Here is a 13,026-nt window from a genome sequence, read left to right as displayed (position 1 = left end):
CAGCGCGGCGCGACGTGCAGATCGCGTCAGCTATGGAACTTCAGCCCGTCGACGATCTTGTCGATCACCTTGCGCTCGGCGCGCAGCGCGATTCCGACTAGATTGAGGTCCGCGCGTGCCACCGCCTTGACCGCCTCGCGATTGGCGGCGTCATGCGTGGTCTTGAACATGTCTTCGGTATAGAGCGCCGGCTTGACGTTGCGCGTCAACGCACGGTCGAGCGCGCGCGACAGCGCGGGACCGTCGGCACCATAGATCAGGATCGGCTGGCCGATCAGCGCGTGGTATTGCGTGCCCGAGGCGTCCTCATAGGGCTCGCCGATGCATTCCGGAAACGCCGCCGCAATACCGCTGGTGAGAAAGGCCGCGACGTTGAGCTTCTGCCAGGCCTGAAGATCGGTGCGGATCACGATGGCGATCTTGGTGTCGAACTGCATGCAACTCCCCAACTGTCATTCCGGGGCGCGCCGCTTGGCGCGAGCGCGGAATCCAGACGCCCGATGGTGATTATGGATTCCGGGCTCGATGCTACGCATCGCCCCGGAATGACAGCAAGAGGAATCAGCGCGCTAAGAATCAACCCTTGGCGTCGCAGGCCCAGGCGCGGATCACGCATTCCTTGCCGCCGTATTTGTAGCATTCGCGCGTGGCGGCATTGAGCGTGGCGGATATCTTCGGTTTGACCGCGTAGCCGTAAGCGCCGCAAGGATTGGACAGATCGACGGACATCGCCGCGCAGGCACGCTTCATCGTCACGGTCGTGCAATCGCCCTTGCACTGCTTCTGCGCCGCGGCGCGGGCGTCATGCTCGGCGCCGTAATCAAAGGCCTGGCCATAGGCGCCGCACTTGCCGACCGCAAACGCGCCGGCGGCGTGAGCATCCGTGATGTGGCGGGCACCCGCAACACAAACCGACAACGCAAAGAAAAACATCGCGCAGCGGCGCGCGACGACGTTCGAAGCCATGGAAAACCCCTCCCCCAGGCAGGTGGTGAGGACTGTAAGCGGCGGTCGTTTCCAGATGGTGAACGGGGAGTTGAAGTCGGACGATTGAGGAGATGCCGTAGGGTGGATTGGCGCCGTAGGGTGGGCAAAGCGAAGCGTGCCCACCAATTGTAGATCACTGCATGAAGAGATGGTGGGCACAGCGCTGCGCGCCTTTGCCCACCCTACGACACCACTGCACTATCCCCGCCGTGCCGCTTCCAGCGCCTGCGGGGTGTCGATGTCGAGGAAGGCGCCCTCGCCGTCGACTGGGACTTCTGCGACCGCTTCCGCGTGCCTCGCGATCAAATGCCGCGCGCCGACGTCGCCGTCGAGCGTCATCAATTCCCTGAAGAATCGGCGCGCCCACAGCACGGGGTTGCCGCGGCGGCCTTCGCTGACGGGCACGACGATCAGATTGCCGCGGTCTGGCGCAAAGCCGTCGATGAGGCGGTCGATCAGGCCGGCCTCGATCAACGGCATATCGCCGAGGCAGACCACCGCGCCGTCACACGTCTCCGGCACGGCGGCGATGCCGGCCTTAACCGAGCTCGCGATGCCGCCGGCGAAATCCGGATTGCGGACGAATTTCACTTTCAAGCCTTCGAGCGCCTGCTCGACCAGCTCGGTCTGGTGGCCGGTGACGACGATCACCTCGGATGCTTTCGAGGCAAGAGCCTGCTCGGTGGCAATGCGCACCAGCTTCTTGCCGTCGAGTTCGGCCAGGAGCTTGTTCGGCCCGCCCATCCGGGTCGAGCGCCCCGCCGCGAGCACGATGGCCGCGACGTTATTGCCCTCGATCTCGGGCTTGGCGCGCGGCTGCGGCCGGGTCACGATCTCCATCAGGAGGCCGCCGACGCCCATGCCCATCAGCTCGGACCGCGTCACCTTGATGCCGGCGAGCAGTCGCATCAGCACCCAGTCGAACCCGTTCTCGACCGGCGAGCGCGCGCAGCCCGGCGCGCCCAGCACCGGCACGCCGCCGGCACGCGCGATCAGCAGCAAATTGCCGGGATCGACCGGCATGCCGAAATGCTCGATCTCGCCGCCGATAGCGGTGACGGCCGCCGGAATCACGTCGCGGCGGTCGGCAATCGCGGAGGCACCAAACACGATCACGAGCTCGGCGCCGAGGCCGAGCAATTCCTTGATCGCAGCCGACAGCGCGCGCTCTTCATGCTGCACCCGCCGCTCGGCGATGATGCCGGCGCCGGCCGGCGCGAGCCGCTCGGCGGTGACGCGCAGCGTCTTGTCGATCACCTTGGAGGACAGGCCCGGCAGCAGGGTCGAGACGATGCCGACGCGCTTGATCACGTAGGGCGCGATCTTCAGCACGTCGTGGCCCGCCGCCTTCACCGCGGCATCGCGCAGATGTCCTTCGACGCCGAACGGGATGATCTTGACGGTGCCGACCATCTCGCCTTCGACCACCGGCTTGTAGGCGGACAGCGTCGCAAAGGTGATGGCCTCGTCGATATTGTTGATGCGGTCCACCGCGGCGCGGTCGATCACCAGAACGCCCGGGCGCGCGGCGAACAGGTTGGCACGCCCGGTGAAAGCGCGCTCGACGTGAATGCCCTCGCCGCCGACGGCCAGCGCGATGCTGGCGGCCGCGACGTCCTCGGAGACATCGCCCTCCTCCATGCGCACCACCACGACATCCTTGATGCCGGCGCGCTGGAGCGACTCGACCTCGGCCGGACCGATGGTCGTGCCTTTCTTCAGCACCAGCGGTCCCTGGCGCAGGGTGTGGACGGTCACCCCGCCCATCGCATCCTTGGGGCTCGCCGGTCCGAACTTCATGCCGCTTCTTCTTTTTGTTTTGGTGACAGGCGGAGCACCGCCGTGATCTCGGCCATGATCGACACCGCGATCTCGGATGGCGAGACCGCACCGATCGCAAGGCCGATGGGCGCGTGGATCCGCGCGATGTCGGAGTCCTTTGCGCCCTGCGCCCGCAGCCGGTCGCCACGCTTGGCGTGAGTCTTCCGCGAACCGAGCGCGCCGATATAGAAACAGTCGCGTTCGAAGGCGTGCAGCAGTGCCGGATCGTCGATCTTCGGATCGTGCGTCACCGCGACGAAAGCCGTGTAATGGTCGACGTTCAGCGGCGGCAGCGCCGTGTCCGGCCACTCTGCGACCAGCGGGATGTCGGGGAAGCGCTCCGGGCTCGCAAAGGCCGTGCGCGGATCGACGACCGTGACGTCATAGCCGAGCGATCGGGCCAGCGGCGCCAGGGCCTGGCTGATATGGACCGCGCCGACGATGACGAGCTTTGCGGTCGGCGCGTAGACGTTGAGGAACAGTTTCTTGCCGCCGGCCTCGACATTGGCGCTCTTGCCCATGCGAAGCTGCTTGTCCAGCTCGGCGCCCAGCGGGTCTTTGGCAAAGTCCCTCGCCTTCACCAGGCGCTGCTCGCCGCTCTCGGTGTCCGTCACCAGAATGACCGGCCGGCGCGCGGCGCGCTCGGCATTGAGTTCGTGCAGGATCGCGAGCTTCACGGCTAGCCGACTTTCTCGACGAAGACGCGGATGGTACCACCGCAGGACAGCCCGACATTCCAGGCGGTCTCGTCCGCGACGCCGAACTCCAGCATCCTCGGCTTGCCGCTCTGGATCACGTCCATGGCCTCGGTAACCACGGCGCCCTCGACACAGCCGCCGGAGACCGACCCCAGGAAGGTGCCGTCGTCGTTGATGACGAGACTCGAGCCGGCGGGGCGCGGCGCCGAGCCCCAGGTCTCCACGACGGTCGCCAGCGCGACGCCATGGCCGGCCTTCTGCCAGTCTTCCGCCGCCTTCAGGATATCCTCGTCACGATCGAGCATGGGTGGCCTCTCAGGCTGCGGAGCGGATCAGGCTGCGGTGTTGCGGCGGCAGCGGCCGGGAGAGCGCGCTGATCAGCTCATGGATCGAACTCAAATTATGTACCGGGCGGAATTCGTCAACGTGCGGGAGCATCATTTTGATGCCCTGGGCCTTGGCCTCGAAGCCGCCGAACCTGAGCAGCGGGTTGAGCCAGATCAGCCGGCGACAGGAGCGGTGCAGCCGGTCCATCTCGAAGGCCAGCTTGGAATCGGCCTCCCGCTCCAGCCCGTCGGAGATCAGGAGCACGATGGCGCCCTGGCTCAGCACCCGGCGGGCCCACAATTTGTTGAAGTTGTGCAGCGAGGCCGAGATCCGCGTGCCGCCGGCCCAGTCCTCGACCGAGGCCGAGCAGCTCGCCAGCGCCTCGTCCGGATCGCGCTGCCGCAGCGCGCGGGTGACGTTGGTCAGCCGGGTGCCGAACAGGAACACCGAAACGCGCTTGCGAGCGTCGCCGATGGCGTGGAGGAAGTGCAGGAACAGGCGGGTGTACTCGCTCATCGAGCCCGAGATGTCGAGCAGCGCGACGATCGGCGCCGGTTTCTCAATCCGCCCGAGGCGATGGATGTCGATGATGTCGCCGCCGGTGCGCAGCGATGCCCGCAGCGTGCGGCGCAGGTCGAGACGCAGCCCGCGTGGATCGGGCCGGTGCCGGCGCGTCAGAAGCTCGGCCTGCGGCAGCCGCATCCGCTCGATGGCGTGCAGGGCTTCGGTGATCTCAGCCGCGCTCATCTGGGCAAAATCCTTCTTCTGAAGGATTTCCTTGTCGGAGACCGACAGACGCAGATCCTGCTCCTGGTGCTGCGGCGTCTCGGTCATCCGCGGCTGCGACATCGCCTCCTGCACGCGGCGGGAGCCGGCCTGCGGCTTCTTCTTGGCCTGGTCCGGCAACGGCACCGAATCCAGCATGTGCTTCCACTCTTCCGAGGCGCGGAAGAACAGGTTGAAAGCCTGCTTGAAGATCAGCGCATGCTCATGCCGCTTGACGAAGATCGCCTCCAGCGTGGTGAAGACATCGGCGCGGTTGCCGATGTCGATCACCTGCAGCGCGCTCATGGCGTCGATCACCGCCCCCGGCCCCACCGGCATGCCGGCCGAACGCAGCGCACGGGCAAAGCCGACAATGTTGTCGGCGAACTGCTCGGTTTGCTCGGGGGCAAGGTGGTTGATGGCCATGGGGGTACTCATCTTCTCGTCATTCCGGGGCGCCGCGCAAGCGGCGAGCCCGGAATCCATAACCACGATCGGGAGTATGGATTCCGGGCTCGCGCCCAAGGGCGCGCCCCGGAATGACGAGCTCAGTTGTGGCGCGAGATCAATTCTCGCTCGTCGCTTCCTTCAGCACCTTCTGCAGGGTGTCGCCCTGCATGCGGGTGATGTCGTCCTGGTACTTGAGCAGCGCGCCCAGCGTGTCGCCGACCACTTGCGGGGTCAGCGAGCGGGCGTCGAGCTCCGACAGCGCGGTCGCCCAGTCGATGGTCTCGGCAACGCCCGGCGACTTGTAGAAGTCCTGGTTGCGCAGCGCCTGCACGAACCGCACCACCTGCTGCGACAGCTTCGCGGAGATGCCGGGCACGCGCGTCTTGACGATGGCGAGCTCGCGTTCGGCGGCGGGATAATCGACCCAGTGATAGAGACAGCGCCGCTTCAGCGCGTCGTGGATTTCGCGGGTGCGGTTGGAGGTGATGATGACGATCGGCGGGCTCGGCGCCTTCACCGTGCCGAACTCGGGAATGGTCACCTGGAAGTCGCTGAGGATTTCCAGGAGATAAGCCTCGAAGGCCTCGTCGGCGCGATCGAGCTCGTCGATCAGCAGCACCGGCGGCCCCGCGACATCGGGCTCCAGCGCCTGGAGCAAGGGCCGCTTGATCATGTAGCGGTCGGCGAAGATATCGGACGAGAGCTGGTCGCGATCGGTATCGCCGGCGGCTTCCGCCATCCGGATCGCGATCATCTGCGCGGCGCTGTTCCACTCGTAGACCGCGGAGGAGACGTCGAGGCCTTCGTAGCACTGCAGGCGGATCAGCTTGCGCCCCAGCGCCGCCGACAGCACCTTCGCGATCTCCGTCTTGCCGACGCCCGCTTCGCCCTCGAGGAACAGCGGCCGGCCCATCCGCAGCGACAGGTACGTCACCGTCGCCAGCGACCGCTCCGCGAGATAACCGCGCGAAGTGAGAAGTTCGAGCATCGCATCGACCGATGCCGGCAGGGCAACAAGAGTCATGAAAGAGCCAGTCTTGCTTACGCCCTCACCGGGGGCAAGTATTGGGCCAGATCGTGAGGATCACTCACTCCTTGGCATTGGCGGCATCGACGGCGCGCCGCGTCAGCACCCCGATGAGGTGCGCACGGTATTCGGCGCTGCCGTGAATGTCGCTGTTGAGGCCGTCCGCCGGCACCTCGATGCCGTCGAGCGCCTTCGCCGAGAACCGCTTCTTCAGGGCTTCCTCGAACGCGGTGACGCGAAACACGCCTTCGGAGCCGGCGCCGGTGACGGCAACCCGCACATCGGAGGGACGCCGCGCCACGAACACGCCGACCAGCGCATAGCGCGAGGCCTGGTTGCGGAACTTGATGTAGGCCGCCTTCTTCGGCAGCGGGAACATCACCTTGGTGATGATCTCGTCGGCTTCGAGCGCCGTCGTGAACAGGCCCTGGAAATACTCCTCGGCCTTGAGGCGGCGCTTGTTGGTGACGATGGTGGCGCCGAGCGCGAGCACGGCGGCCGGATAGTCGGCGGTCGGATCGTTGTTGGCGAGCGAGCCGCCGATCGTGCCCTTGTGGCGCACGGCGGGATCGCCGATCTGGCTGGCGAGATTCGCCAGCGCCGGGATGGCCTCACCGACGATCGCGGAGCCTGCGACCTCGGCATGCTTGGCGGTGGCGCCGATCACGAGCGCGCGGCCCTTCATCTCGATCGCGTTGAGCCCCTCGATGTGGGAGAGGTCGACCAGATGCGGCGGGCTGGCGAGGCGCTGCTTCATCACGGGAATCAGCGTGTGGCCGCCGGCGACCAGCTTGGCGTCTTCGTTCTTCACCAGGAGATTGGCGGCCTGCCGCACGGTCCCGGGGCGATGATATTTGAATTCGTACATCTGAATGTCCTGATCGCGGGATCGTTGCGCGGTTTAGGCGAGATCGGATTTCGCCATCGCCTTGGCGCCGGCGGAGATCGAGGCGACGATGTTCTGGTAGCCGGTGCAGCGGCACAGATTGCCTTCTAGTTCTTCCCGGATCGTATGGTCGTCGAGCTCGTTGCCCTTGCGATGGACGATGTCGACCGCGGTCATGATCATGCCCGGCGTGCAGAAGCCGCATTGCAGACCGTGGTGCTCGCGGAAGGCCTCCTGCATCGGATGCAGCGGCGCGCCGTCGGCGGCCAGCCCCTCGATCGTCTTGACCTCGTGGCCGTCGGCCATCACGGCCAGCGTGGTGCAGGACTTCACGGCCTTGCCGTCGAGATGCACGACGCAGGCGCCGCACTGCGACGTATCACAGCCGACATGGGTGCCGGTCAGACGCAAATTCTCGCGCAGGAACTGCACCAGGAGGGTGCGGGGATCGACATTGGCCGTAACAGGATTGCCGTTCACGATGAGGGAGATTTTTGCCATAAGCACTCTCTATCAGCGCCCCGACGGGTCCCGTCGAAGCGGTTCTTATAATTATTCCAACCCATCATATGGGCCATTATGCCCGGGGGCAACATCGCCCCGGACGCAAGGTGCCATGACGAAAGGCGATAGCCTTCAGCCCTGTACCGCTTTGGCGAAGTTCGCGAAAAATTCGTCGGCCAGTTTCTTGGCGGTGCCGTTGATCAGGCGCTGGCCAAGCTGCGCCAACTTGCCGCCGATCTGCGCCTCGACTTCGTAGGAGAGCAGCGTGCCGCCGTCCTTCTCGGCCAGCTTGACCACTGCACCGCCCTTGGCGAATCCGGCGACCCCGCCTTCGCCCTCACCGGAGATCTTGTAGCCGTTCGGCGGGTCGAGATCGCTCAGCGTGACCTTGCCCTTGAAGCGGGCCGACACCGGGCCGACCTTCATTTTTGCCGTTGCGCGGAAGCCGCCATCGTCGGTCCTCTCCAGCTCCTCGCAGCCGGGGATGCAGGCCTTCAGCACCGCGGGATCGTTGAGCTTCTCCCATACGGCCTCGCGCGGCGCCGCAAGCTGGACTTCGCCGTTCATTGTCATGGCCATGGGGTGCCTCCCGGGATCACATCAGAATAATATTGCTCAAGTAACGCACGGAGGCCGCAAAGGAAAGGGTGGCCCTCGGTCACGTGCAATGCATATTCGCAACTGCAAAAAGCCTTGTGCGGACGGTCGGGGATTGGCAGAGCCGGGGCATGATGGTTAGGTCTCCCCCCAGGACTTGCGCAACATGAGCACAGCCCTCTCCCCCCTGCTGGCGCCGATGCTGTCGAGCGCGGCCATGCGAGCCGTCTGCGACGACCGGTCCGCCCTGCAGAACATGCTCGATTTCGAGGCGGCCCTGGCGCGGGCCGAGGCCGCCACGGGCGTGATTCCGGGCTCCGCTGTGGGCCCGATCAGCGCTGCCTGCAAGGCCGATTCCTTCGATAGGAACGCCCTGGCCGAGGCTGCGACGCGCTCCGGCAACCTCGCCATTCCCCTGGTCAAGATGCTGACCGCCCATGTCGGCAAGGCCGATGCAGAGGCCGCGCGCTACGTGCATTGGGGCGCGACCAGCCAGGACGTCATCGACACCGCGACCATGCTGACGCTTCGCGCCGGCATCGATGCGCTGGACGCCGACCTCGGCCGCGCCATCAAGGGCTTTGCCGGGCTGGCGCGCAGCCACCGCAACACCCCGATGGTGGCACGGACCTGGCTCCAGCACGCGCTGCCGATGCCGTTCGGGCTGAAGGCCGCCGAATATGCCGCAAGCCTCGCCCGCGCCCGCTGCCGCCTGCGGCGCTTGCGCCGCGAGGGCCTCGCGCTGCAATTCGGCGGCGCCGCCGGCACGCTTGCCGCCCTCGGCGACAAGGGGCTCGCGGTCGCCGAACGGCTGGCGCAGGAGTTGGATCTGCCGCTGCCCGAAGCGCCCTGGCACACCCACCGCGACCGGATCGCGGAGGCGGCCTCATGTCTTGCGATTCTCGCCGGCAGCTGCGGCAAGATCGCACGCGACGTCTCGCTGATGATGCAGACCGACGTCGGCGAAGCGTTCGAGCCCGCCGGCGAAGGCCGCGGCGGCTCCTCGACCATGCCGCACAAGCGCAATCCGGTCGCCGCCGCAAGCGCTCTGGGCTGCGCGACCATGGCCCCACAGCTCGCCGCGACGATCTTTGCGGCCCAGGTGCAGGATCACGAGCGAAGCGCCGGCCCCTGGCACGCAGAATGGCCGACGCTGCCGCAATTGATGCTGGTCACCTCGGGCGCGCTTGCCGCCATCGTCGACATCGCCGAAGGGCTGGAAGTCGACGCCGCGCGCATGCGCAGCAATCTCGACGCGACCCACGGACTGATCATGGCCGAGGCCGTCACCTTCGCGCTGGCCGACAAGATCGGCAAGAGCGATGCGCATCATCTGATCGAGGCCGCGAACAAGCGTGCGGTTGCCGGAAAGAAGCATTTGCGCGAAATTCTCGCGGCCGATTCGCTCGTCACGGCACATCTTACGCCGGAAAAAATTGCGGCATTGTTCGAGCCGATGGCCTATCAAGGGGCTTCGCAGGCGCTGATCGACCGCCTGCTCGACAGCCTCGATCGCGAATAGAAGCGCGAAAATAAAACGGAGACGCCGCATGCCCATGATCGATGCCGACGGTTGCCTGATCAACGTCTCCGTCGAGGGCCGCGACGGCGGGCCGACCTTGATGCTCTCCAACTCGCTTGGCTGCACGCTGCAGATGTGGGAGCCGCAGATGAAGGCGCTGACGCAGGTGTTCCGCGTCATCCGCTACGACCGTCGCGGCCACGGCAAGTCCAACGTTCCGCCCGCGCCCTATACGATGGAGCGCTTCGGCCGCGACGTGCTGGCGATCCTCGACGACCTCAACATCGAGAAGGTGCATTGGTGCGGCCTGTCGATGGGCGGCATGGTCGGGCAATGGCTGGGCGCCAACGCACCTGAAAGATTCGGCAAGCTCATCCTCGCCAACACCTCCTGCTACTATGCCGAGCCGACCAAATGGCTGGAGCGCATCGACGCCGTGAAGAAGGGCGGCATCGCCGCGGTCGCCGATGCCGTCATCGCGGGCTGGCTGACGCAGGATTTCCGCGAGCGCGAGCCCGACATCACCGCGAAGATGAAGGCGATGCTGCTCGCCACCCCCGTCGAGGGGTATCTGGCCTGCTGCGAAGCGCTGTCCACGCTCGACCAGCGCGCGCTGCTGCCGAAGATCAAGAGCCCGACATTGGTGATCGCCGGCCGCCACGATCAGGCGACGCCGATCGCGGCGGGCGAACTGATCCGCTCCAACATTCCCGGCGCCAGCATGACCATCATCGACGCCGCCCACATTTCAAATGTCGAGCAGCCGCACGCGTTCACCGACGCGGTGGTGGGATTCCTGACGCAGCGCTAGCCACGTCCATCGTCATTCCGGGGCGATGCGAAGCATCGAACCCGGAATCTCGATCCGCATTTCGTCACTTCGAGATTCCGGGTTCGCCTCTCCGAGGCGCCCCGGAATGACTCACCGGAGGAGCCACCATGGACGACCAGAAGCGCCGCGATGCCGGCATGACCATGCGCCGAAAAGTGCTCGGCAATGCCTGGGTCGACAAGTCGATCGCGGGCCGCAACGCCTTCAACACCGACTTCCAGGACATGATCACGCGCTATGCCTGGGGCGAGATCTGGACACGGCCGCATTTCGACGAGCGCACGCGGCGGGTGCTGGTGATCGGCACCATGGTCGCGCTCGGGCAATGGGACGAGTTCCGCCTGCATGTGCGTGCGGCGCTCGCCGAGGGCGGTTTCACCCCCGACGACATCAAGGAAATCCTGCTGCAGCAGGCGATCTATTGCGGCGTGCCGGCGGTGAACCACGCCGTCAAGGAAGCCTCAGCGATTGTGCAGGAGCTCGGTCTGCTCAAGAGCTAGCGGCGCTGGAGCCTCGACGGTCTTCGGCGCCGGCGCGGGCCGTTCGATCACCACCACGATGGCGGCGCCGAGCAGCAACAGCAATTCCGTGGCGTGCAGGCGGAGGGCGGCCAACTCGCCGACCTTCGAGGCCATCACCATGCTGGCAAACGAGATCAGGCTGCCGATCGCCAGTGCGATGCCGAGCGCCTCGTCGCTGCCGCCGTTCCTGCGGACACGCGGGATGCACAGAAGTGCAAGGGAGATCGCAAAGAACGCCACGACCGTCAGCCGGCCCAGCGCCAGCAGCCAGGCCGCGCGCACCGTGTCCATCCCCGCCATCTGGAGATGGTCGCTGAGGAACAGCGCCACCGCGACGCTCGGCCGCTCGTAGAGGCCGTGCACCGGCGCGACCATGATGTTGAAGGCGACCATGGTCCAGGCCGGGATGAAATAGGCCGCCAGCAGCGCGCCGTTGACCGAGCCGATCCGCCAATTCCTGAACATGCCGCTTCCCGCTTCGCCACTCACGCGCCTTCGTCAGAAGGCTTTGCCGGGAGCTAACTCGCATCGGACTGGGGCGGCAATTTAAACCCTTTGTTTACCTTAACTGCCCTGTGGACTGCGTGGCCCAAGAAGCGGCCGCCCAATAAGCGTCCCAAGAAAAAGCCCCGCCTTTCGGCGGGGCCTCTCTTCACGAGCCTTCTGTCCAGGGCTCCCAAATGTCTTGGGCTCCCAGATTATTGGGCTCCCAGATTACTTGTTGTCCTGACGGTGCTGCCCGCCCTGCTGCTGGCCGGGCTTGTCGCCCTGGCGCTGCGGATCCTGCTGCTGCTGCCCGGGCTTCTGGCCGCCACCCTGTTGCTGACCGGGGTTCTGGCCCTGCTGGCCCGGATTCTGGTTCTGCTGGTTCGTCATGTCGGGAAACTCCCTTGTTGGACGTCAGTACAGCGGCAACGGCCCGCACCGATTTTGGTTGCTACGCGGAACCCGGTTTCTCGCGCCTGCGGAACCTCGAGACGACATCCGTAACGAAATGACCCTGTACAAGCCTTTATGCCGAGGCCGGGCCAGTTGCAGCCGCCAGTTCCCTCCTGTTACAAAACCGGACGAAGACTTAGGGGCTGCCGGGGCCCAAGAAGAAACGAGAACACTCTTCACAGAGCTCCCTGTGAGCCGCGTCAGGTTTGGGTAACGGCAGCCTATGGATTATTTCGCCCAGCAGCTCATCAACGGCCTCGTGCTCGGCTCCATCTACGGCCTGATCGCGATCGGCTACACGATGGTTTACGGCATCGTCGGCATGATCAACTTCGCCCATGGCGACGTCTTCATGATCGGCGGCTTCATCGCCCTAATCACCTTCCTCCTCCTGATCTCGACCGGCCTCACCGCAATCCCGGTGATCCTGCTCATCGTGCTGCTGGTCTCGATGGCGATCACCGCGCTCTATGGCTGGACCATCGAGCGCATCGCCTACCGCCCGCTGCGGCATTCCTTCCGCCTCGCCCCGATGCTGTCGGCGATCGGCATGTCCTTCGTGCTCACCAATTATTCGCAGGTGGCGCAGGGCGCCCGCGTCAAACCGATCCCGCCCGTCATCACCGGCGGCTATACCCTGCACGAGAGCGCCGACGGCTTCGTGATCCAGCTCTCCAACATCCAGATCATCGTCGTCGTGACCACCATCGTGCTGCTGGCGATCTTCACCTGGCTGGTGTCGCGCACCCGGCTCGGGCGCGACATGCGCGCCTGCGAGCAGGACCAGACCATGGCTGCGCTGCTCGGCGTCGACGTCGACCGCACCATCTCCATGACGTTCGTGATCGGCGCGGCGCTCGCTGCCGTCGCCGGCCTGATGTACCTGCTCTATTACGGCCTGGTCGATTTCTTCATGGGCTTCGTCGCCGGCATTAAGGCATTCACCGCCGCCGTGCTCGGCGGCATCGGCTCGCTGCCGGGCGCCATGCTCGGCGGCCTCGCCATCGGCCTGATCGAGACGTTCTGGTCGGCCTATTTCTCGGTCGAGTACAAGGACGTCGCGGCGTTCTCGATCCTGATCGTCGTACTGATCTTCATGCCGACCGGCCTGCTCGGCCGTCCCGAAGTCGAAAAAGTCTGACGGCCGCGC

At 65.7% G+C, this 13,026-nt stretch carries 16 protein-coding genes; 4 read left to right on the top strand and 12 right to left on the bottom strand.

What is annotated here, in order from left to right; genetic code table 11:
* Nucleotides 1-26 precede the first annotated feature (26 nt).
* The 10 genes from F8237_RS28030 to F8237_RS27985 all read right to left on the bottom strand — a co-directional run bounded on the left by F8237_RS28030 (nt 27) and on the right by F8237_RS27985 (nt 8,044).
* Nucleotides 27-437: a DUF2000 family protein gene (locus F8237_RS28030; RefSeq protein ID WP_151649434.1), complete on the bottom strand. Its 411-nt coding sequence runs from the start codon at nt 435-437 to the stop codon at nt 27-29.
* 139 nt (nt 438-576) lie between these two features.
* The gene (locus tag F8237_RS28025; RefSeq protein ID WP_007602435.1) at nt 577-966 is read right to left on the bottom strand and encodes a DUF4189 domain-containing protein; all 390 of its coding nucleotides are present in this window, start codon (nt 964-966) and stop codon (nt 577-579) included.
* Nucleotides 967-1,185: 219 nt separating this feature from the next.
* A complete protein-coding gene (locus tag F8237_RS28020; protein ID WP_151649433.1) occupies nt 1,186-2,787 on the bottom strand; it encodes an NTP transferase domain-containing protein in 1,602 nt (533 codons plus the stop codon).
* Nucleotides 2,784-3,485: an XdhC family protein gene (locus F8237_RS28015; RefSeq protein ID WP_151649432.1), complete on the bottom strand. Its 702-nt coding sequence runs from the start codon at nt 3,483-3,485 to the stop codon at nt 2,784-2,786. The genes F8237_RS28020 and F8237_RS28015 overlap by 4 nt, the downstream gene beginning before the upstream one ends.
* A gap of 2 nt (nt 3,486-3,487) precedes the next feature.
* On the bottom strand, nt 3,488-3,811 hold the full coding sequence (locus F8237_RS28010) for an XdhC family protein (protein WP_015685128.1): 324 nt from the start codon (nt 3,809-3,811) through the stop codon (nt 3,488-3,490).
* A 10-nt stretch (nt 3,812-3,821) separates the two neighbouring features.
* Complete coding sequence (locus F8237_RS28005) at nt 3,822-5,024, bottom strand: vWA domain-containing protein (RefSeq protein WP_015685127.1); 1,203 nt, start codon at nt 5,022-5,024, stop codon at nt 3,822-3,824.
* 139 nt (nt 5,025-5,163) lie between these two features.
* Complete coding sequence (locus F8237_RS28000; RefSeq protein ID WP_015685126.1) at nt 5,164-6,072, bottom strand: AAA family ATPase; 909 nt, start codon at nt 6,070-6,072, stop codon at nt 5,164-5,166.
* Nucleotides 6,073-6,136: 64 nt separating this feature from the next.
* The gene (locus tag F8237_RS27995; RefSeq protein WP_151649431.1) at nt 6,137-6,943 is read right to left on the bottom strand and encodes an FAD binding domain-containing protein; all 807 of its coding nucleotides are present in this window, start codon (nt 6,941-6,943) and stop codon (nt 6,137-6,139) included.
* A gap of 33 nt (nt 6,944-6,976) precedes the next feature.
* Nucleotides 6,977-7,462, bottom strand: a complete 486-nt coding sequence (locus tag F8237_RS27990) for a (2Fe-2S)-binding protein (RefSeq protein WP_151649430.1) — start codon at nt 7,460-7,462, stop codon at nt 6,977-6,979.
* Nucleotides 7,463-7,597: 135 nt separating this feature from the next.
* Complete coding sequence (locus tag F8237_RS27985) at nt 7,598-8,044, bottom strand: SRPBCC family protein (RefSeq protein ID WP_015685124.1); 447 nt, start codon at nt 8,042-8,044, stop codon at nt 7,598-7,600.
* 184 nt (nt 8,045-8,228) lie between these two features.
* Here F8237_RS27985 and F8237_RS27980 point away from each other — a divergent pair, with 184 nt between their 5' ends.
* The 3 genes from F8237_RS27980 (at nt 8,229) to F8237_RS27970 (ending at nt 10,916) form a co-directional block, all read left to right on the top strand.
* Nucleotides 8,229-9,584: a 3-carboxy-cis,cis-muconate cycloisomerase gene (locus F8237_RS27980; protein ID WP_151649429.1), complete on the top strand. Its 1,356-nt coding sequence runs from the start codon at nt 8,229-8,231 to the stop codon at nt 9,582-9,584.
* A gap of 28 nt (nt 9,585-9,612) precedes the next feature.
* Nucleotides 9,613-10,395 (top strand): 3-oxoadipate enol-lactonase, encoded by a 783-nt coding sequence (pcaD, locus tag F8237_RS27975; protein WP_151649428.1) that lies wholly within the window; start codon nt 9,613-9,615, stop codon nt 10,393-10,395.
* A 128-nt stretch (nt 10,396-10,523) separates the two neighbouring features.
* Nucleotides 10,524-10,916: a carboxymuconolactone decarboxylase family protein gene (locus F8237_RS27970; protein ID WP_151649427.1), complete on the top strand. Its 393-nt coding sequence runs from the start codon at nt 10,524-10,526 to the stop codon at nt 10,914-10,916.
* Here the strand turns inward: F8237_RS27970 and F8237_RS27965 are convergent.
* Together F8237_RS27965 and F8237_RS36500 are read right to left on the bottom strand one after the other, a co-directional pair.
* On the bottom strand, nt 10,878-11,402 hold the full coding sequence (locus F8237_RS27965; protein ID WP_151649426.1) for a hypothetical protein: 525 nt from the start codon (nt 11,400-11,402) through the stop codon (nt 10,878-10,880). The two genes, F8237_RS27970 and F8237_RS27965, sit on opposite strands and share 39 nt — an antisense overlap.
* Nucleotides 11,403-11,651: 249 nt before the next feature.
* Entirely contained in the window at nt 11,652-11,813 is a 162-nt protein-coding gene (locus tag F8237_RS36500) for a hypothetical protein (RefSeq protein WP_167527495.1), read from the bottom strand.
* 286 nt (nt 11,814-12,099) lie between these two features.
* On the opposite strand from F8237_RS36500, the gene F8237_RS27955 reads away from it, so the two are divergent.
* Nucleotides 12,100-13,017: an ABC transporter permease subunit gene (locus tag F8237_RS27955; RefSeq protein ID WP_151649425.1), complete on the top strand. Its 918-nt coding sequence runs from the start codon at nt 12,100-12,102 to the stop codon at nt 13,015-13,017.
* The last annotated feature ends 9 nt before the right edge of the window (nt 13,018-13,026 follow it).

The sequence above is a fragment of the Bradyrhizobium betae genome (genome assembly GCF_008932115.1).
GTDB classification, from domain to species: domain Bacteria; phylum Pseudomonadota; class Alphaproteobacteria; order Rhizobiales; family Xanthobacteraceae; genus Bradyrhizobium; species Bradyrhizobium betae.
Note: the sequence above shows the minus strand (reverse complement) of the source record. Positions and strands in the feature narration are given on the sequence as shown.

Coding starts and splice junctions, on each gene's coding strand:
- F8237_RS28020 (WP_151649433.1), bottom strand. CDS start 2,787: ATGAAGTTCGGACCGGCGAGCCCCAAGGATGCGATGGGCGGGGTGACC.
- F8237_RS36500 (WP_167527495.1), bottom strand. CDS start 11,813: ATGACGAACCAGCAGAACCAGAATCCGGGCCAGCAGGGCCAGAACCCC.
- F8237_RS28030 (WP_151649434.1), bottom strand. CDS start 437: ATGCAGTTCGACACCAAGATCGCCATCGTGATCCGCACCGATCTTCAG.
- F8237_RS28005 (WP_015685127.1), bottom strand. CDS start 5,024: ATGGCCATCAACCACCTTGCCCCCGAGCAAACCGAGCAGTTCGCCGAC.
- F8237_RS27990 (WP_151649430.1), bottom strand. CDS start 7,462: ATGGCAAAAATCTCCCTCATCGTGAACGGCAATCCTGTTACGGCCAAT.
- F8237_RS27955 (WP_151649425.1), top strand. CDS start 12,100: ATGGATTATTTCGCCCAGCAGCTCATCAACGGCCTCGTGCTCGGCTCC.
- F8237_RS27970 (WP_151649427.1), top strand. CDS start 10,524: ATGGACGACCAGAAGCGCCGCGATGCCGGCATGACCATGCGCCGAAAA.
- F8237_RS27995 (WP_151649431.1), bottom strand. CDS start 6,943: ATGTACGAATTCAAATATCATCGCCCCGGGACCGTGCGGCAGGCCGCC.
- F8237_RS27985 (WP_015685124.1), bottom strand. CDS start 8,044: ATGGCCATGACAATGAACGGCGAAGTCCAGCTTGCGGCGCCGCGCGAG.
- F8237_RS28025 (WP_007602435.1), bottom strand. CDS start 966: ATGGCTTCGAACGTCGTCGCGCGCCGCTGCGCGATGTTTTTCTTTGCG.
- F8237_RS28010 (WP_015685128.1), bottom strand. CDS start 3,811: ATGCTCGATCGTGACGAGGATATCCTGAAGGCGGCGGAAGACTGGCAG.
- F8237_RS28000 (WP_015685126.1), bottom strand. CDS start 6,072: ATGACTCTTGTTGCCCTGCCGGCATCGGTCGATGCGATGCTCGAACTT.
- F8237_RS27965 (WP_151649426.1), bottom strand. CDS start 11,402: ATGTTCAGGAATTGGCGGATCGGCTCGGTCAACGGCGCGCTGCTGGCG.
- pcaD (WP_151649428.1), top strand. CDS start 9,613: ATGCCCATGATCGATGCCGACGGTTGCCTGATCAACGTCTCCGTCGAG.
- F8237_RS27980 (WP_151649429.1), top strand. CDS start 8,229: ATGAGCACAGCCCTCTCCCCCCTGCTGGCGCCGATGCTGTCGAGCGCG.